The 19,533-nt window shown below is 69.9% G+C and carries 15 protein-coding genes; 9 read left to right on the top strand and 6 right to left on the bottom strand.

Translation table 11 applies throughout. The annotated features are described in order from the left end of the window. Positions 1–32: 32 nt before the first annotated feature. The 4 genes from ACZ7L6_RS40025 to eccCa form a co-directional block, all read right to left on the bottom strand. Complete coding sequence (locus ACZ7L6_RS40025) at positions 33–1,973, bottom strand: ATP-binding protein (RefSeq protein WP_471932856.1); 1,941 nt, start codon at positions 1,971–1,973, stop codon at positions 33–35. A 90-nt stretch (positions 1,974–2,063) separates the two neighbouring features. Next, positions 2,064–2,381, bottom strand: coding sequence for a DUF397 domain-containing protein (locus tag ACZ7L6_RS40030; protein ID WP_471932858.1), 318 nt, complete (start codon positions 2,379–2,381; stop codon positions 2,064–2,066). Positions 2,382–2,479: 98 nt separating this feature from the next. Then, positions 2,480–2,866, bottom strand: a complete 387-nt coding sequence (locus ACZ7L6_RS40035) for a hypothetical protein (RefSeq protein ID WP_471932860.1) — start codon at positions 2,864–2,866, stop codon at positions 2,480–2,482. Positions 2,867–3,020: 154 nt separating this feature from the next. Beyond that, positions 3,021–6,968, bottom strand: coding sequence for a type VII secretion protein EccCa (gene eccCa, locus ACZ7L6_RS40040; RefSeq protein ID WP_471932862.1), 3,948 nt, complete (start codon positions 6,966–6,968; stop codon positions 3,021–3,023). A gap of 271 nt (positions 6,969–7,239) precedes the next feature. On the opposite strand from eccCa, the gene eccD reads away from it, so the two are divergent. From eccD to ACZ7L6_RS40070, 6 genes are all read left to right on the top strand, one after another. Continuing rightward, positions 7,240–8,697, top strand: coding sequence for a type VII secretion integral membrane protein EccD (gene eccD, locus ACZ7L6_RS40045; protein WP_471932864.1), 1,458 nt, complete (start codon positions 7,240–7,242; stop codon positions 8,695–8,697). A 188-nt stretch (positions 8,698–8,885) separates the two neighbouring features. Then, entirely contained in the window at positions 8,886–9,173 is a 288-nt protein-coding gene (gene rpsO / locus ACZ7L6_RS40050) for a 30S ribosomal protein S15 (RefSeq protein ID WP_010042739.1), read from the top strand. Between the two features lie 288 nt (positions 9,174–9,461). After that, a complete protein-coding gene (locus tag ACZ7L6_RS40055) occupies positions 9,462–11,684 on the top strand; it encodes a polyribonucleotide nucleotidyltransferase (RefSeq protein WP_471932866.1) in 2,223 nt (740 codons plus the stop codon). Then, positions 11,681–13,060 (top strand): M16 family metallopeptidase, encoded by a 1,380-nt coding sequence (locus ACZ7L6_RS40060; RefSeq protein WP_471932868.1) that lies wholly within the window; start codon positions 11,681–11,683, stop codon positions 13,058–13,060. The genes ACZ7L6_RS40055 and ACZ7L6_RS40060 overlap by 4 nt, the downstream gene beginning before the upstream one ends. A gap of 79 nt (positions 13,061–13,139) precedes the next feature. Beyond that, entirely contained in the window at positions 13,140–13,892 is a 753-nt protein-coding gene (dapB, locus tag ACZ7L6_RS40065; RefSeq protein ID WP_471932870.1) for a 4-hydroxy-tetrahydrodipicolinate reductase, read from the top strand. A 17-nt stretch (positions 13,893–13,909) separates the two neighbouring features. Further along, positions 13,910–14,362: a tetratricopeptide repeat protein gene (locus tag ACZ7L6_RS40070; protein ID WP_471932872.1), complete on the top strand. Its 453-nt coding sequence runs from the start codon at positions 13,910–13,912 to the stop codon at positions 14,360–14,362. 126 nt (positions 14,363–14,488) lie between these two features. Here ACZ7L6_RS40070 and ACZ7L6_RS40075 read toward each other — a convergent pair whose 3' ends face one another. Next, positions 14,489–15,043 (bottom strand): hypothetical protein, encoded by a 555-nt coding sequence (locus tag ACZ7L6_RS40075; protein ID WP_471932874.1) that lies wholly within the window; start codon positions 15,041–15,043, stop codon positions 14,489–14,491. A gap of 91 nt (positions 15,044–15,134) precedes the next feature. Then, positions 15,135–15,371 carry a hypothetical protein gene (locus ACZ7L6_RS40080; RefSeq protein ID WP_471932876.1) on the bottom strand — a complete coding sequence of 79 codons (237 nt, stop codon included), beginning with the start codon at positions 15,369–15,371 and terminating at the stop codon, positions 15,135–15,137. Between the two features lie 208 nt (positions 15,372–15,579). Here ACZ7L6_RS40080 and thyX point away from each other — a divergent pair, with 208 nt between their 5' ends. The 3 genes from thyX (at position 15,580) to ACZ7L6_RS40095 (ending at position 19,260) form a co-directional block, all read left to right on the top strand. After that, positions 15,580–16,320 carry an FAD-dependent thymidylate synthase gene (thyX, locus tag ACZ7L6_RS40085; RefSeq protein WP_471932878.1) on the top strand — a complete coding sequence of 247 codons (741 nt, stop codon included), beginning with the start codon at positions 15,580–15,582 and terminating at the stop codon, positions 16,318–16,320. Positions 16,321–16,520: 200 nt separating this feature from the next. After that, positions 16,521–17,420, top strand: a complete 900-nt coding sequence (gene dapA / locus ACZ7L6_RS40090; protein WP_471932880.1) for a 4-hydroxy-tetrahydrodipicolinate synthase — start codon at positions 16,521–16,523, stop codon at positions 17,418–17,420. Positions 17,421–17,574: 154 nt separating this feature from the next. Beyond that, entirely contained in the window at positions 17,575–19,260 is a 1,686-nt protein-coding gene (locus ACZ7L6_RS40095; RefSeq protein WP_471932882.1) for a ribonuclease J, read from the top strand. Positions 19,261–19,533 lie beyond the last annotated feature (273 nt).

Raw genomic sequence — 19,533 nt, forward strand, 5'->3', positions numbered from 1 at the left:
GCTGCCTCGTACGCGAGTACGCGAGTACGAGGCTACGAGGCTATCGCCGGGTCCGCCTGGAGGATGCGCAGGGCCTTCGCCCCGCGCTCGGTGGCGACGACCAGGATGCCGTCGGGGGAGAGGTCGGCGGCGGTGAAGGGCGTGTCGGAGATCAGCGCGGCGACGACCTCCTGACTCGCCCGTTCCCAGACCCGCAGGTAGTCCGCGCCCCGGCTCAGCCCCAGCGGGGCGGCGGCCCGCTCGTCCTCAGAGGGGCGCAGAATCTGGGCGGGGTCGATGTCGTCGAGCTGACCAGCCTGTACGAGCCCATGGACGAGCACCCCGGAACCGGACCCCTCGCCGGCCTCAGCCCCGACCGGCCGCGCCCCCGGCGTGCCCGCCGGGACGACGAGGACGGCGACAGGCGTGGCCGACCCCTCGGGCCGGGGCAGGCTGCCTACGGTCACGGCGCTGATGCCGGGGACGGGTAGGCTCCACAGCGTCCGCCAGGGCAGCTCGATGCCGAGCCGACCATGGATGGCCTCGGCGTACTCGGGCAGCCCGTCTTCGACGAACGCGGTCTCCAGCAGAGCCGCCCGCAGCGAGGCGGGCGCCTGGGTGCGGGTCAGCAGAGGGGCCGTACGCAGGTACGTACGGGCCGGTGCGCCGAGCTCCTCGAACGGTACGGCCTCGACGGCGGCGCGCAGCGGCACGGGGTCGGCGTGGACGAACAGCCCGGGGTCGGTGAGGAGTTGGGGCAGCAGGCCCGCCTCCAGGGTGTGGCCGGCGATGTGGTCGCGCACGTACGGGTCGGCCTTGCCCCAGTCCTGCTCCGGCACGGCCTCCAGCAGCGCCATCGCGATCTGCGTCTGGGCGGCACGGACGCTGGGCAGACCGGCGCGGATCTCGTCCCCGAGGGCCGGGTGCAGCAGCCGGAGCAGCGTACGCCCGCCGTCGGCCCCCTCCGCTTCCTGCTCCTCGGGCTGCACGAACGGCCCGGCAAGCAGCATCCCGCCCGCGATCGCCTCGCTCATGTCCTGCCCGGCGACCGCGCTCACCAGCCGCCCCCACAGCTGGACCGGTATCCCGTCGCCCTCGGCGAGGGCGAGCGGTGCCAGCAGCAGCCGTAGCGTCCGCGGGTCGGCACCGAGCCGCCGGGCGTGCAGGTCGAGGGCCTCACCGACGGAGGTCGGCAGCAGGCTCTCGTCGGCGGGGTCGAAGCCCTCCGGAGCCATCAGGATGCAGTGGACGGCGAGTTGGACGACCAACGGACTCGTCCCGGCCCGGCGGCCGATGGCCGCTCCCAGGGCGAGGCGGGCGGCGGGGTCGACGGTGAACGGCAGCTCGGGTGCGCCGAACTCCGGGTTCAGCGCGGCCTGGGCGTGCAGCACCAGACCCTCCGGGTCGGCCCACTCCGGCTCATCGAGATCGATGACCTGCACGGCACCGCTCGGCAGAGCCGCGGCCAGCTCGGCGGCCAGCGGACGCGGCACCTCGGCCAGCAGCCGCACCGTCCCGGTGGCCGCCAGGGGCGCGAGGACCTCCCGTACGAGTCGCGCGGGCTCGCCCGCGGCCGGAATCGGACCGGCGCGGTCGACGTCCGGTACGACGACGGTCACCGGCTCGTCCAGAGCGGCCAGTTCGGCGTACACGCCCTCGATGCTGGTGGCGTTCAGCCCGTAGTGGTCGGCGAGCAGCCACAGCACCTGGGCCGCGGTCAGCCCCTCGGCGGACGGCACCGCGGGGGCCGGCAGCTCCGGCGGCACGGTCGACGGGTCCATCTCGTCCAGCGGCAGCCGCTTGCGGTACTCCGGCTCGCACAGCATCAGGAACCCGGTGAGCAACCGCGAACGCCCGCTGCCGGCGCTGCCGGTGAGCAAGACCACGCGCGGAGCGCCGGGAGCGGCCCCGCGCCACGCGGCCAGCGCGCGCAGAGCAGCCACCCGGCCGCCTATGTGGGGGTGCGGTGCGTAGTCCTCGGTCGAGCCGGTCATGGATCCCCGTCCTCCGCCGTCGCGGATGCCTTCGCGTACGACGCCGATCTTAGGCGCCCGGCCGGGCTCGGGGACGGCCCAGGACCCGGCCTAGTCGGCCACCACACCCCCGTTGCCCGGCGCCGGCTCCAGATCGAACTCCCCGTCCCGCGCCCCCAGCACGAACGCCCGCCACTCCGCTTCGGTGTACCGCAGCACGGTGCCGGGGTCGAGGGACGACCGCATGGCCACCGCGCCCTCGGGCAGGTAGGCGATCTCGACGCGCTCCTCGTGCTCCTCCGTGCCGGGCGCGCAGTGCCACTCGACCCCGGAGATGTCGAGGGCGTACAGCTCGTCCCGCTCCCGTTCCTTGCGCGCCTTGATGTCCTCGGCCTGAGTCGCGACCTCGTTGTCCCGTGCCTCGGTCATGCTGCTGGGCCTCTTCCTGACGTGCGAACGACATACGCGTCTCACCCTACTTGTGCGGGTGCTGAACGGGTGGGCGGTCGCCGCACATCCAAGGAGGCTCAGGGGTGTTGCGCGCGCGTGATCTTGCCCTGCACGACGCCGGACGGCACCTCCACCTGACCGTCGTACTCGGCCATCGTCTTCTGCCAGATGGCTTCCTGCTCGGCCTCGTTCTGCTCGTGTGCCACGCCCATCTTGCCGAAGGCGACGCCCATCCCGGCGATCCGCTCGGCCAGGCTGGCCATCGACTCGTACATGCCGTCGCGCAGCCCCTCGTAGACGACACCGAACTTCTCGCCGATGTCGTCGTCGCCCCACGGCGGGGTCTCGCCCTTCTCGAGGGCGCCCAGACCGGCCTGCAGGGCCGTCACGGCCTTGGCGAAGTCAACCCCGACGTTGAACATGTGGAAGCCCTCGGTCTTGAGGACCGCGGGATCGGAGTCCATGTATTCCGACGGCACAACTGCCCCCCGTGGCTCGCCTTTTCTGTCGCAACGCCACCTTAGCCGTGTCACCCGTACGAGACCCACCCCGCACGGGCAACGGAGAGGGGCGGCACCCACGCGGGTACCGCCCCTCCGGCTGCAGCGCGACCGATCCTCAGAACCGGGGCGGCAGCCACCCCGTCTGAATGAGCTGCCCACCGCGGCGCCGCGTGTGGAAGTAGCCACGGCCGGGCGGCAGTTGCGTCGCCGTGATGTTGCCGAGCAGCGCGCCCTCCGTCCGGTCGCCGGAAAGCACGACGCCCTGGGCGCCGAGCTCGCGCATGCGCTGCATCACCGGCTCGTACAGCGAGCGGCTCGCACCGCCCGAGGCACGCGCGATGATGATGCGCAGACCGATGTCACGGGCGAACGGCAGGTACTCCAGGAGCGGGGACAGCGGGTTCCCGCCCGTCGCCACCAGGTCGTAGTCGTCGACGATGACGAACGCGTCGGGGCTGCTGTACCAGCTGCGGTTGCGCAGCTGCTCGGGCGTGACGTCCGGGCCGGGCATCCGGCGGTTCATCGAACCGGCCAGGCCCTCCAGCGTCTCCGTCAGGGCGGGCGCCGACGCGCAGTAGCGCGACAGGTGCGAGTCGGGCACCCCCTCCAGGTGGGCGCGGCGGTAGTCGCCCATGACGATCTTCGCCTGGTCCGGCGTGTAGCGCTCGGTGATCTGCTTGACGAGCAGCCGCAGCAGCGCGGACTTACCGGACTCGCTCTCACCGAACACGATGAACAGCGGGTCCGTCTCGAAGTCGACGAAGACCGGCGACAGCGACGACTCGTCGATACCGATGGCGACACCGCGGTCCGGGTGCTCGAAGCCCTTGGGCAGCCGGCCCGCCTCCAGCATCGTGGGCAGCAGCCGGACGGCCGGAGCGTGGGCGCCCTGCCAGTTGTCGTTGATACCGCGGATGAGGATCGACGTCGCCTCGGACAGGTCCTCCGTCTCCGAGGAGCCGTCGACCCGCGGCAGCGCCGCCATGAAGTGCAGCTTCTCCTGGGTCAGACCACGGCCCGGCACGGTGGCCGGCACGTTCTGCGCGACCTTGCGGTCGATCTCCGACTCGGTCGGGTCACCGAGCCTGAGCTCGATGCGGTTCTGCAGCATGTCCTTGAGCGCGGGCCGCACTTCGGTGTAGCGGCTCGCCGTCAGGATCACGTGCACACCGAAGCCGAGACCGCGTGTCGCGATCTCCGTGACGGTGGACTCGAGCAGCTCGTAGTCCGTCTTGAAGGTCGCCCAGCCGTCGATGACGAGGAAGACGTCGCCCCAGGGCTGGTCCGGCAGCTGCCCCGCGTTGCGGCGCTGACGGTAGGTCTGGATCGAGTCGACGTTGTTGGCGCGGAAGTACTCCTCGCGCGCGTTGAGGATGCCCTCGACCTCGCTGACCGTACGGCGCACCTTCTCGGCGTCGAGACGGTTGGCGACCCCGCCGACGTGGGCGAGCTCCTCCATCGAGATCAGACCGCCACCGCCGAAGTCCAGACAGTAGAACTGCACTTCGGACGGGGTGTGGGTGAGCGCGAACGACGAGATGAGCGAGCGCAGCAGCGTCGACTTGCCGGACTGCGGACCACCGACGAACAGACCGTGACCCGCACCGCCGGAGAAGTCCCGGTACAGCACGTCACGCCGCTGCTCGAACGGCTTGTCCACCAGGCCGACCGGCACGTTGAGCCGGCCGAGCGCCGTGTAGTCGGGCGCGGTCAGACCGCGGTCCTGGGTGACGGCCAGCTGGGGGAGCAGCTGCTCCAGCGACGGCGCCTCCTCCAGCGGGGGCAGCCACACCTGGTGAGCGGGCGGACCCTGGTTGACCATCCGGCTGACCAGGACGTCCAGGACGGTGTCGGCGAGCGCGTCGTCGACGCGGTTGTCGGGCTCCGGCTCCTCGATCACCGGCTGCGGGGGCAGCTCCACGTGCTCGGCGGAGAACAGCGCGGGCCGCAGCTGCGTCGAGCGGTGCACTCGGGACGGGCCCTCGCCGTGGTACGGCCCCGACACGTACGCCGCCTTGAAGCGGACCATGGTGTCGGTGTCGTAGCGCAGATAGCCGGATCCGGGGATCGACGGCAGGTGGTAGGCGTCCGGGACACCGATCGCCGTACGGGACTCGGCGGCGGAGAACGTCCGCAGACCGATCCGGTACGACAGGTAGGTGTCCAGACCGCGTAGCTTGCCCTCCTCCAGACGCTGCGACGCCAGGAGCAGGTGGATGCCCAGCGATCGGCCGATACGGCCGATCTGGATGAACATGTCGATGAAGTCCGGCTTGGCCGTGAGGAGTTCGGAGAACTCGTCGAGCACGATCACCAGCGAGGCCATCGGCTCCAGCGCGGCGCCCGCCGCCCGGGCCTTCTCGTAGTCGTGCAGGTTGGCGTAGTTGCCCGCCGAGCGCAGCAGCTCCTGACGGCGCTGCGTCTCACCCATGATCGAGTCGCGCATACGGTCGACGAGGGTGAGGTCGTCGGCGAGGTTGGTGATCACGGCCGCGGTGTGCGGCATGTCCGCCATACCGGCGAAGGTCGCACCACCCTTGAAGTCCGCGAGGATGAAGTTCAGCGTTTCCGAGGAGTGGGTCACCGCGAGACCGAGCACCAGGGTGCGCAGCACCTCGGACTTACCGGAACCGGTGGCGCCGACGCACAGGCCGTGCGGGCCCATGCCCTCCTGCGAGGCCTCCTTGAGGTCCAGCATGACCGGCTCGCCGTTCTCGCCGACACCGATCGGCACCCGCAGCCGCTCGTGCAGCGTGCGCGGACGCCAGGTGCGGGAGACGTCGACCGTTCCCGCGTCGCCGATGCCCATGAGGTCGGTGAAGTCCAGGTTGGACAGGAGGGGTTCGCCCTCCTCCGCGGAGCCGACCCGGAAGGGCGCGAGCTGCCGGGCCAGCGACTCGGCCTGCGCCGGGTTCAGCACGTCCGGCTTGCCGGTGTACGCGGACTCGTGGCCGACGAACAGCCGCATCCGGTCCGGCTTCGCGTAGATCGTCAGACCCGCGCGCAGCTCCTCCTCCAGTTCGCCGGGGGCGATCTCCAGGAAGGTGACGCCCTGGAGGCCTTCGGCGCTGGCGAGTTCGGCGTCCGGCGGCACGGTGCCGCCGTCGAGCACCACGATCAGGTGCGGCTGGTCGTAGACCGGGGTCGCCTCACGGTTCCAGCGCGGACGGTCGTCCAGCTGGTCCGCCAGGGCCTCCTCCAACTCGCCGAGGTCGTCGAAGAGAAGCCGGGCCGAACCCGCTCCGTCCTTGGCCTTCGGGTGCTGGCTGTGCGGCAGCCACTTGATCCAGTCCCAGTCCGCCGCCGCGGAGGGGTGTGCCACCACGGCGATCATCAGGTCCTCGGGCGAGTGCAGCGTCGCCAGCTGGCCCAGCGCCGCGCGGGCGTTGCCGTAGACCGTGTCGGTCTCTCCGCAGATCGTCACGTGGTAGAAGGCGCGCAGCGAGACGGACACGGGCAGGTCGGACAGACTGCCGTGCGCGTCGAGGAAGGCCTTCATGGCGGCCGCCGTCAGCGGCTCCAGCTCCTCCTTGGGAGCCGTCTCCGGCGCGACGAGCGGGGTGTTGAGCTGCTGGACGCCACGACCGATCCGTACGGAGGCGAAGTCCCCGTCGGTCGGGCGCCGCTCCCACAGCCGCTTGCCGTCGGCCGCCACCGCCCACAGCTGCTCCGGGTCGGGGTGCTGGAACAGCTGGCTCTGCCGCTGCAGTTCAGCGGTCTTGTGCACGTCCTTGCGGACCTGCTCGAGGTACCGGAAGTAGTCGCGCCGGTCCTGGGCCATGCCCGCTCCGCCGCCCTGCTGCCGGGACTTGGCGAACTGGGCGATGGCCATGGCCAGCGTGGAGGCCAGCATCAGCCCGCCGACCAGCCGCATGTACGAGGGGAGACCCGGCATGAAGAAGAAGCCGACCGAACCCAGCATGCCCATCATGGGCAGCAGGTTCATCAACATGCTCTCTTCGCCCTCGCGAGGAATCTCGGGCGGCGTCTCCAGTTTCACCTCGCCGTCCGGGACGGCCGGCGGCACTATCCGCGGTGGTCGTTTGATGATGACGACGCTCACCGATGCACTCATCCTTCGCGATTGATACGTCCTGGCACCGACGCCCCCGTTTGTACCGCGACGTGTTCTCGTTCGCGTAGGCGTCGTTCGCGCAGTGGTCGATCCTACTGATGCTCACAGTGCCCGAGGGAGGCAGGAGCATGGAGATGCGGAGCAGGTCCTGGGAGGAATGGGGGAGGTAGCGCCTGCGGCCCGTGCGGCAACGGATATGGTGGCGCTCCGCGTCGTACGAGCGGCGCGAGGAAGCCTTGTCTAGCAGGGGGAACACCAGGTGAGCACGGGGACTTCGACAGGTTTCTGCCGAATCACCATCGCAGCACCGGACAGCCGTGTCGACGTCGCGCTGCCCGAGGACTTGCCGATCCAGGACCTCTTTCCGGAGATCGTGAGGCTCTCGGGACTGGTCCAGTCGGACACCAGTCCCTCGGGCTACCACCTCGTGACCCGCGAGGGTCAGGTGCTCGACGCCAGCCGCTCGTTGCTCGAGCACCGGGTCAGGGACGGTGAGGTGCTGCTGCTGCGCACCTTCGCCGACTCACTGCCGCCGGCCGTGCACGACGACGTGGTGGACGCGATCGCCGCCGCGGTCAAGCAGGACACCCGCAGCTGGAACGACAACCTGATGCGGATCGCCGGTCTCGTCGCGGGATCGCTGCTGCTGGTCATGCTCGGCTTCGTCTTCTGGTTCGCGGACCCGATCCGGCACGACATGCACGGCCTCCAGGGCATCCTCGCCGGCGTGACCGCGCTCGCCCTGACGGCACTCGCCGGCGTCCGGGCCCGGGTGTACGACGACCGCGGCTCCGCCGTCGCGCTCGGCATCTCGGCGCTGCCGCACGCGCTCATCGCCGGCTCCGGCGCCATCCCCCAGGACGCCGGTGAAGGCCCCGGCCGGATCCAGTTCCTCGTCGGCTGCGTCGCCGTACTGCTCTTCTCCGTCGTACTGATCATGCTGCTGCCGCAGGGCGACGCCCCGTTCGTGGCCGCCGCGCTCGCCGCCGCGATCGGCACGCTCGCCGTGTTCTGCGGTGTGCTCACCGAGGCGGAGCCGCGGGAGATCGCCGCCGGCACCGCGGTCGTCGCCCTGGCGGTCGTCGGCTTCCTGCCCGGCTGGTCGGCCCGCTTCGCCAAGCTGCCGATCGGCTTCCGCAACCCGGAGGACCTGGCCAGGGCCCGCCGCGAGGGCATCGAGGGCGACCTGGAGGCCGTCGACGTCCAGCGCATCGTCGCCCAGACCAGCCGCGGCCACGAACTGCTGCTCGGCATGGTCGGCGGCTGCGCCGCCGTCATCATCGGCGCGGGCGGCGCGGTGCTCGGCTTCAGCGACAACGGCTGGGCCCAGCTGCTCGCCCTGTGCACCGGTCTCGCCGCGATGCTGCGGGCCCGCCTGTTCCGCTACACCGCGCAGGTCACCTGCCTGTTCGTGGCCGGTGTCGTCACGCTCGCCCTGCTGGTCCTCGGCCTCGCGATCTCGCCGCCGGCCGACATCATCATGGAGCTGCTCCAGAACAACTCCGGCCCGGTCAACGTGCGGACCCTGTGGCTCGGCGCCTCCGTCGGCGTCGGCGTGCTGCTGCTCATCGCGATCGCCCTGATCGTGCCGCAGAAGGGGCTCTCCCCGTTCTGGGGCCGCATGCTGGACCTCGCCGACTCGCTGGTGCTGCTCTCCCTGGTCCCGATCTGCCTGGCCGTCCTCGACGTCTACGGCAAGGTCCGCGGCGGGGTCTGACCGGCCCCGGCCGCCGGTCAGGACCGTGCTCGTGGGCTGGTACGCTGTGTAACGGCCGTTTGTGTACGCGTCCCCGGTCCACCTGGGGGCTGCGCCCAGCGGATCCCCGCCTCCCGAGTCACGGAAGCTCCCCTGAGAAGCAGACCAGGGGCACTCGGTGGCAAGAAGAAGACCCACGAGGAGTACGCGTGTCGCTCGACGCCGCTACGAAGAAGCAGATCATGTCCGAGTTCGGTACCAAGGAGGGTGACACCGGCTCCCCCGAGGTCCAGGTCGCTCTGCTGTCGCGTCGGATCTCCGACCTGACCGAGCACCTCAAGACCCACAAGCACGACCACCACTCCCGTCGTGGTCTGCTGATCCTGGTCGGTCAGCGCCGTCGCCTGCTGCAGTACCTGGCGAAGAAGGACATCCAGCGCTTCCGTGCGCTGGTCGACCGCCTCGGCATCCGCCGCGGTGCGGCGGGCGCCAAGTAAGACGCCGTGAGGGGAGCGGTTCCCGGAAGGATCGGGAGCCGCTCCCTTTGCCGTACATACGGAAACGTGCGGAGTATCACACCCGCTTTGTAGTGTGGTAGCACAACGCAGTACGAGGAGAAGTGCACCTCGCCGCCGCCGGTCCTCGGTAGTGGCCCCCGGGCGATGCGAACCCCGGGTGCTTCGATCGAAGACCGGCCCGCACCAGATGGAGCGCTTCTCCGACCACGTCCCTCCGCCACACGGGCGGACCGGGACAAAAGACGAAAAGTAACGGAGAAAACGCTAGTGGAGAACGAGACCCACTACGCCGAGGCCGTCATCGACAACGGCTCCTTCGGCACCCGCACCATCCGCTTCGAGACGGGCCGCCTGGCCAAGCAGGCCGCCGGTTCCGCCGTGGCCTACCTGGACGACGACACCATGGTGCTGTCGGCCACCACCGCCTCCAAGCAGCCCAAGGACCAGCTCGACTTCTTCCCGCTGACGGTGGACGTCGAGGAGCGGATGTACGCCGCCGGCAAGATCCCCGGCAGCTTCTTCCGTCGTGAGGGCCGGCCGTCCGAGGACGCCATCCTCACCTGCCGCCTCATCGACCGCCCGCTGCGCCCGTCCTTCAAGAAGGGCCTGCGCAACGAGATCCAGGTCGTCGCCACGATCATGGCGCTCAACCCCGACCACCTGTACGACGTCGTGGCGATCAACGCCGCGTCCGCGTCCACGCAGCTGGCCGGTCTGCCCTTCTCCGGCCCGATCGGCGGCGTACGCGTCGCGCTGATCCGCGGCCAGTGGGTGGCCTTCCCGACGCACACCGAGCTCGAGGACGCCGTCTTCGACATGGTCGTCGCGGGCCGCACCCTGGAGGACGGCGACGTCGCGATCATGATGGTCGAGGCCGAGGCCACCGAGGAGACCATCAAGCTGGTCGCCGGTGGCGCCGAGGCCCCCACCGAGGAGGTCGTCGCCGCCGGTCTGGAGGCCGCGAAGCCCTTCATCAAGGTCCTCTGCAAGGCCCAGGCCGACCTCGCCGCGAAGGCCGCCAAGCCGACCGGCGAGTTCCCGATCTTCCTGGACTACCAGGACGACGTCTTCGAGGCCCTGACCGCCGCCGTCAAGCCCGAGCTCGCCCAGGCGCTCACCATCGCCGGCAAGCAGGAGCGCGAGGCCGAGCTGGACCGCGTCAAGGCGCTCGCCGCCGAGAAGCTCCTGCCGGAGTTCGAGGGCCGCGAGAAGGAGATCTCCGCCGCGTACCGCTCGCTGACCAAGCAGCTGGTCCGTGAGCGCGTCATCAAGGAGAAGAAGCGCATCGACGGCCGCGGTGTCACCGACATCCGCACGCTGGCCGCCGAGGTCGAGGCCATCCCGCGGGTGCACGGCAGCGCGCTGTTCGAGCGTGGCGAGACCCAGATCCTGGGCGTCACCACCCTCAACATGCTCCGCATGGAGCAGCAGCTGGACACCCTCTCGCCGGTGACCCGCAAGCGCTACATGCACAACTACAACTTCCCGCCGTACTCCACCGGTGAGACCGGCCGCGTCGGCTCCCCGAAGCGCCGCGAGATCGGCCACGGCGCCCTCGCCGAGCGCGCCCTGATCCCGGTCCTGCCGACCCGCGAGGAGTTCCCCTACGCGATCCGTCAGGTGTCCGAGGCCCTCGGCTCCAACGGCTCGACGTCCATGGGCTCGGTCTGCGCCTCCACCATGTCGCTGCTGAACGCCGGTGTGCCGCTGAAGGCCCCCGTCGCCGGTATCGCCATGGGCCTGATCTCCCAGGAGATCGAGGGCGAGACGCACTACGTCACCCTCACCGACATCCTCGGTGCGGAGGACGCTTTCGGTGACATGGACTTCAAGGTGGCGGGTACCAAGGAGTTCGTGACCGCGCTCCAGCTCGACACCAAGCTGGACGGCATCCCGGCCTCGGTCCTGGCCGCCGCCCTGAAGCAGGCCCGTGACGCCCGCCTCCACATCCTCGACGTGATGATGGAAGCGATCGACACGCCGGACGAGATGTCCCCGAACGCTCCGCGGATCATCACCGTGAAGATCCCGGTCGACAAGATCGGTGAGGTCATCGGCCCCAAGGGCAAGATGATCAACCAGATCCAGGAGGACACGGGCGCCGAGATCACGATCGAGGACGACGGCACCATCTACATCGGCGCCGCCGACGGCCCGTCCGCCGAGGCTGCCCGTACGACGATCAACGGCATCGCGAACCCGACGATGCCGGAGGTCGGCGAGCGCTACCTCGGTACGGTCGTGAAGACGACGACGTTCGGCGCCTTCGTCTCCCTCCTCCCCGGCAAGGACGGTCTGCTGCACATCTCGCAGATCCGCAAGCTGGCCGGCGGCAAGCGCGTGGAGAACGTCGAGGACGTGCTCGGCGTGGGCCAGAAGGTCCAGGTCGAGATCGCCGAGATCGACTCCCGCGGCAAGCTCTCGCTCGTCCCCGTGATCGAGGGCGAGGAAGAGGCCTCCGAAGACAAGAAGGACGACACCGACAAGTGACGTCGAGTAGCTCCACGGCGACGGCCCGCACCTCCTCGGAGGCGCGGGCCGTCGCCCGTACCCAAACCCTCATCAAGGGCACCAACGGCATCGGCACCGTCCGCAAGACCACCCTCCCCGGTGGCCTGCGCATCGTCACCGAGACCCTGCCCTCGGTCCGCTCCGCGACCTTCGGCATCTGGGCGCACGTCGGCTCCCGCGACGAGACGCCGGCCCTGAACGGCGCCACGCACTACCTGGAGCACCTGCTCTTCAAGGGCACCACCCGCAGGTCCGCCCTGGACATCTCCTCCGCCATCGACGCCGTCGGCGGCGAGATGAACGCCTTCACGGCGAAGGAGTACACGTGCTACTACGCGCGCGTGCTCGACGCCGACCTGCCGCTCGCGATCGACGTGGTCTGCGACATGCTCACGGGCTCCCTGATCCTCGAAGAGGACGTCAACGTCGAGCGCGGCGCCATCCTCGAAGAGATCGCCATGACCGAGGACGACCCGGGCGACTGCGTGCACGACCTGTTCGCGCACACGATGTTCGGCGACAACCCCCTCGGCCGCCCGGTCCTCGGCACGGTCGACACGGTCAACGCCCTCACCGCCGACCGCATCCGCCGCTTCTACAAGAAGCACTACGACCCGACCCACCTCGTGGTCGCGTGCGCCGGCAACATCGACCACAACAAGGTCGTACGACAGGTCCGCGCCGCGTTCGAGAAGGCGGGCGCCTTCAGGAACGGCGACGCCGCCCCCATCGCCCCGCGCGCAGGCCGGCGCAGCATCCGCACCGCGGGCCGCGTCGAGCTGATCGGCCGCAAGACCGAGCAGGCCCATGTCGTCCTCGGCATGCCCGGCCTGTCCCGCACGGACGACCGCCGCTGGGCACTGGGCGTGCTGAACACCGCTCTCGGCGGGGGCATGTCGTCCCGCCTCTTCCAGGAGGTCCGCGAGAAGCGCGGCCTGGCCTACAGCGTCTACTCGTACACCTCGGGCTTCGCCGACTGCGGCCTGTTCGGCGTGTACGCGGGCTGCAGGCCCTCGCAGGTCCACGACGTGCTGAAGATCTGCCGCGACGAGCTCGACCACGTCGCCGAGCACGGCCTGCCCGACGACGAGATCGACCGCGCCATCGGCCAGCTCAAGGGCTCCACGGTCCTCGGCCTGGAGGACACCGGCGCGCTCATGAACCGCATCGGCAAGAGCGAGCTGTGCTGGGGCGAGCAGATGTCCGTCGACGACATGCTGGCCCGGATAGCGTCGGTGACCCCGGACGACGTCCGCTCGGTCGCCCGCGAGATCCTGGGGCAGCGGCCCTCGCTGTCGGTCATCGGCCCGCTGAAGGACAAGCAGGCGTCCCGGCTGCAGGACGCCGTCGCCTGAGTTCGCCGGGTTCGCCCGTCCCCGCCGGGTTCGCCCCGTCCCCTCCGGTCCCCATCCCTCCGGTTAAGGAAGCAAGAAGATGAGCAAGCTGCGCGTGGCGGTCCTCGGTGCCAAGGGCCGTATCGGCTCCGAGGCGGTACGGGCGGTCGAGGCCGCCGAGGACATGGAGCTGGTCGCCGCCCTGAGCCGGGGCGACAAGCTGGAGACCCTGGCGGAGACGGGGGCTCAGGTCGCCGTCGAACTGACCACGCCGGACTCGGTGATGGCCAACCTCGACTACTGCGTGAACCACGGCATCCACGCGGTCGTCGGCACGACGGGCTGGACCGACGAGCGCCTCGCGCAGCTGAAGGGCTGGCTGGACGGGTCCCCCGAGACGGGCGTGCTCATCGCGCCCAACTTCTCCATCGGGGCCGTCCTGACGATGAAGTTCGCGCAGATCGCGGCGCCCTACTTCGAGTCGGTCGAGGTGGTCGAGCTGCACCACCCGAAGAAGGTCGACGCCCCGTCCGGCACCGCCACCCGCACCGCCCAGCTCATCGCCGAGGCCCGCCGCGCCGCCGGTACGGCCCCGGCGCCGGACGCCACGACCACCGCCCTGGACGGCGCGCGCGGCGCGAACGTCGACGGCGTACCGGTCCACGCGGTCCGCCTGCGCGGCCTGCTGGCCCATCAGGAGGTCCTGTTCGGCGGCGAGGGCGAGACCCTCACCATCCGCCACGACTCGCTCCACCACAGCAGCTTCATGCCGGGCATCCTGCTCGGCGCCCGCCGCGTGGTGACCACCCCGGGCCTGACCTTCGGCCTGGAACACTTCCTGGACCTGGGCTGACACGAGGCCCTGAGAACATGCGCGCGAAGATCTCCTACGCCATAACGGCCGCCGTCCTGGTCGTCTACTTCGTCCTGGTCGGCAGCCGTGGCGTGATGCTCATCCAGTCCGGCACGGTCCTCACCGTCACCTTCGGCGTGGCGGTGCTGATCCTGCCGGTCATCGGCCTGTGGTTCCTGTGGAAGAACACCCAGTTCGTCCGCAGGGCCAACGCCCTCGCCGCCGAACTCGACGCCGAGGGCGGCCTGCCCGTCGACGAGTTGAAGCGGACCCCCGGCGGCCGTATCGACCGCGACTCGGCCGACGAGGTCTTCGCCAGGCGCAAGGCCGAGACGGAAGCGGCCCCCGACGACTGGCGCAGCTGGTTCCGCCTCGCCATCGCCTACCACGACGCCCGCGACACCCCGCGCGCCCGCAAGGCGATGCAGCGCGCCATCGCCCTGCATGACGGCAAGACCGTCGAGGCCTGAGCCACACGACGACTCAGCCGGACGACGACTGCTCAGGCGTACGCCGAAGGGGCCGGCCCGCACCCGCTGCGGGCCGGCCCCTTCGGCGTACGCCTGTCATCTGTGGCGGGCTCATCTGTGCCGGGCTCAGCCGCGATTGCTCTCCGCGGCCCACGTCTCGACGGCGTCGGCGGCCCTGTCGAACGCTGCGACCCGCCCCAGGAAGTCCGCGTTGTGCGTGGTCATCAGCGTCGGCATGTCATCGGCCGCACGACCCCGCCGTACGAGCATCAGCGCCTGGCCCTGCACCGTCCGCGGCAACCCCAGCCAGCGCACCGGCTGCTGCACCGTCCGCACGGCGACGATCTGCTCCCAGGGCGCCGTACGCGTCACGAAGAAGCCCACCTGGCGCAGCCCGCGCGGGCTCACCCACACGCCCATGCGCAGCAGCCGCAGGGCGCCGGCGATGATGAGCAGCGCGACGGCGAAGACGACAGCCGCCTCGGTCACCGTGCCGGTCAGGGCGATGATGACCGCGGCAAACAGCACGTACGAGGCGAGCAACAGCCACAGGGCCGCCACGCCCACCCGCCAGGGACCGGGACGGTAGGGGCGCCGCCAGCGGTCCTGGTCCTCGAAGGGCAGCGCGACGTCGTCGGGTGCCTCGAAGGTGCGGTCGGCCGTCAGGAAGGGCAGGGGCACGGCTGGTCCTCACTCGATCCATGCGTGGGCTGTGCCCGGTGAGGTTATCGACCTGTGTCCCCACTCACCACCCTGAGGGGGCCGGATGGAGTCAGCGCCCCTGGGAGGCCTGCGACTGCTGGTTCGGCGTCGCGATATCGGTGGACAGCGCCGGCATGCCGAGAACCAGCGAGCCCACGAGCCCGGCGACGATGGTGAGCCCCAGCAGCCAGCGCCCGGCTATCTGACCGACGGAGGCCCGCTCACGGGGCGGGGGAGTGACATTGCTGCGGAACTTGTCGGCTTCGGCGAGGAAGGCGAACGGGACGGGCTCGCGCCGACGGAACATCGGGGGTCCTTCTCCTTGGGATCGAACGAATCTCTGTCACCAACTCAGACGAGCGAGTGCCCCAAAAGGTGCCAGGTTTCCCCGAATTCGCAGAAGTTCGTCGAAGTTGGCCGAAGATGTCGCGGCCCGGCACCGAACGCCCCGTTGTCAGTGCCGGGCCGTAGAGTGGGCGCCGCCCGAGAGAAGTGATGGAAGGACCCTCCGAGCCGTGACCGACACCCCCGCCGACGACCTCAAGCCCAGCTTCCGCAGCGACGTCACCGTCGAGCTGGTCAAGCACAGCGCGGCCGACTCCGACGTGCTGTGGGCCGCCCGCGTCTCCACCGCCGGCGAGCAGTCCCTGGAGGAGCTGCAGAAGGACCCCGAGCGCTCCAAGGGCCTGATCAACTACCTGATGCGGGACCGGCACGGCAGCCCCTTCGAGCACAACTCGATGACCTTCTTCATCAGCGCCCCGATCTTCGTCTTCCGCGAGTTCATGCGGCACCGCGTGGGCTGGTCGTACAACGAGGAAAGCGGCCGCTACCGGGAGCTCCAGCCGGTCTTCTACGTCCCCGACGAGTCACGCAAGCTCGTCCAGGAGGGCCGCCCGGGCAAGTACGTCTTCGTGGAGGGCACCCAGGCCCAGCAGGAGCTGGTCGGCCGCGTCATGGAGGACTCGTACCGGCAGTCGTACGAGGCCTACCAGGAGATGCTCGCCGCCGGCGTCGCCCGCGAGGTCGCCCGCGCGGTCCTCCCGGTCGGTCTGTTCTCCTCGATGTACGCCACGTGCAACGCGCGCTCCCTGATGCACTTCCTCGGCCTGCGCACCCAGCACGAGCTGGCCAAGGTGCCGTCCTTCCCGCAGCGCGAGATCGAGATGGTCGGCGAGAAGATGGAGGCGGAGTGGGCCAAGCTCATGCCGCTGACGTACGCCGCGTTCAATGCGAACGGCCGGGTGGCGCCGTAACCGCACCCCGGCTCGGGGGCATGCGTCAGCCTCATGAAGTGTCCGTATTGCGGCATTTAGAGAAGTTCATCTAGCCTGATCAAACGGACCCGGCACTGCTTGAACCCCCGAGCAGGCAGTGCCGGGCTCCATCTTTGTCCTGACTTTTCCGCACCCCCCGAGGGCAGACCCGGCCGTGCGCAACGAGTAGCGTGTAACCCATGGCTCCGACCTCCACTCCGCAGACCCCCTTCGGGCGGGTCCTCACCGCCATGATCACGCCCTTCACGGCGGACGGCGCACTCGACCTCGACGGCGCGCAGCGGCTCGCCACGCACCTGGTGGACGCAGGCAACGACGGCCTGATCATCAACGGGACCACCGGCGAGTCGCCCACGACCAGCGATGCGGAGAAATCGGACCTCGTACGAGCCGTACTGGAAGCGGTCGGCGACCGTGCCCACGTCGTGGCCGGCGTCGGCACCAACGACACCCACCACAGCCTCGAGCTCGCCCGCGCGGCGGAGCAGGTGGGCGCGCACGGCCTGCTGGTCGTCACGCCGTACTACAACAAGCCCCCGCAGGAGGGCCTGTACCGGCACTTCAAGGCCATCGCCGACGCCACCGAGCTGCCGGTCATGCTCTACGACATCCCCGGCCGCAGCGGCGTCCCGATCAACACCGAGACGATCGTCCGCCTCGCCGAGCACCCGCGCATCGTCGCCAACAAGGACGCCAAGGGCGACCTCGGCCGCGCCAGCTGGGCCATCGCCCGCTCCGGCCTCGCCTGGTACTCCGGCGACGACATGCTGAACCTGCCCCTGCTCTCGGTGGGCGCGGTCGGCTTCGTCTCGGTCGTCGGCCACGTCGTCACCCCCGACCTGCGCGCGCTCGTCGACGCGTACGTCTCCGGAGACGTACAGAAGGCCACCGAGATCCACCAGAAGCTGCTCCCGGTCTACACGGGCATGTTCCGCACGCAGGGCGTCATGACGACGAAGGCCGCGCTCGCCCTCCAGGGCCTGCCCGCCGGACCGCTGCGCGCGCCCATGGTCGAGTGTTCGCCGGAGGAGATCGAGCAGCTCAAGATCGATCTTGCCTCAGGCGGGGTACAGCTCTAGCACCAGACTTCGCGCGCCAGGGCGCGCACCAGACTTCACAACTGAATAAGCAGGCCACCGGTGCCTGCACCCCACAACGACAACTGCTTCTGCACGAACGTCACGCGCGCCACGTGCCCGACCGGTACGTGGCGCGCGTGGTGAGGAGAGTCTTTTGAGTCATCCGCATCCTGAACTCGGCCCGCCCCCGCCGCTCCCCGAAGGCGGCCTACGGGTCACCCCGCTCGGCGGCCTCGGCGAGATCGGCCGAAACATGACGGTCTTCGAGTACGGCGGCCGTCTGCTGATCGTCGACTGCGGAGTGCTCTTCCCCGAGGAGGAGCAGCCCGGAATCGACCTGATCCTGCCGGACTTCTCGTCCGTCAGAGACCGCCTCGACGACATCGAGGGCATCGTCCTCACCCACGGCCACGAGGACCACATCGGCGGCGTCCCCTTCCTCCTCCGCGAGAAGCCGGACATCCCGCTGATCGGCTCCAAGCTGACCCTCGCCCTCATCGAGGCCAAGCTCCAGGAGCACCGCATCCGCCCGTACACCCTTGAGGTGGCGGAGGGGAACCGCGAGCGCATCGGCCCCTTCGACTGCGAGTTCGTCGCGGTCAACCACTCCATCCCGGACGCGCTGGCCGTCGCGATCCGCACGCCCGCCGGCATGGTGGTCCACACCGGCGACTTCAAGATGGACCAGCTCCCGCTGGACAACCGTCTGACCGACCTGCACGCGTTCGCACGGCTGAGCGAGGAAGGCATCGACCTCCTCCTCTCCGACTCCACGAACGCGGAGGTCCCGGGCTTCACCCCGCACGAGCGCGACATCTCCAACGTCCTGCGCCAGGTCTTCGCGGGAGCCCGCAAGCGCGTCATCGTGGCGAGCTTCGCCAGCCACGTCCACCGCATCCAGCAGATCCTGGACGCCGCCCACGAGTACGGCCGCAGGGTCGCCTTCGTCGGCCGCTCGATGGTCCGCAACATGGGCATCGCGCGAGACCTCGGCTACCTGAAGGTCCCGCCGGGCCTGGTCGTGGACGTCAAGACGCTGGACGACCTCCCGGACAGCGAGGTCGTGCTGGTCTGCACGGGTTCCCAGGGCGAACCGATGGCCGCCCTGTCCCGCATGGCCAACCGCGACCACCAGATCCGCATCGTCGAGGGCGACACGGTGATCCTGGCGTCGTCGCTCATCCCCGGCAACGAGAACGCGGTCTACCGCGTCATCAACGGCCTGACCCGGTGGGGCGCGAACGTGGTCCACAAGGGCAACGCCAAGGTCCACGTCTCGGGCCACGCGTCCGCGGGCGAGCTGCTGTACTTCTACAACATCTGCCGCCCGAAGAACCTGATGCCGGTGCACGGCGAATGGCGGCACCTGCGCGCCAACGCCGAGCTGGGCGCCCTGACCGGCGTCCCGCACGACCGGATCGTCATCGCCGAGGACGGCGTGGCCGTCGACCTCGTCGAAGGCAAGGCGAAGATCTCCGGCAAGGTCCAGGCCGGGTACGTCTACGTCGACGGCCTCTCGGTCGGCGACGTGGGCGAGCCGGCCCTGAAGGACCGCAAGATCCTCGGGGACGAGGGCATCATCTCGGTCTTCGTGGTGATCGACTCCTCCACCGGCAAGATCACGGGCGGCCCGCACATCCAGGCCCGCGGCTCCGGCATCGAGGACTCCGCCTTCGGGGACGTCATCCCGCGGATCACGGAGTCGCTGGAGCGATCGGCACAGGACGGTGTGGTCGAGCCGCACCAACTGCAGCAGCTGGTGCGCCGGACCCTGGGCAAGTGGGTGTCGGACACCTATCGGCGCAGGCCGATGATCCTGCCTGTGGTGGTGGAGGTCTGACGGTCCGTCGGACCCACCACCGCGTGAACCAGGAGCGGGGCGCCTCGATTTGCATCGGGGCGCCCCGCTCCAGTACGTTTACGGCTCCGCCTGATCGGGAACCCGGGCACCTCGTGCGCCGGAACCAGTCCCCGGAGGGGGCGGGAATTCCGACTCAGAATCTCTGATAAAGTCGGAGCCGCCGGAAAGGGAAACGCGAAAGCGGGAACCTGGAAAGCACCGAGGAAATCGGATCGGAAAAAGATCTGATAGAGTCGGAAACGCAAGACCGAA

The sequence above is a fragment of the Streptomyces sp. NPDC107522 genome (genome assembly GCF_055657525.1).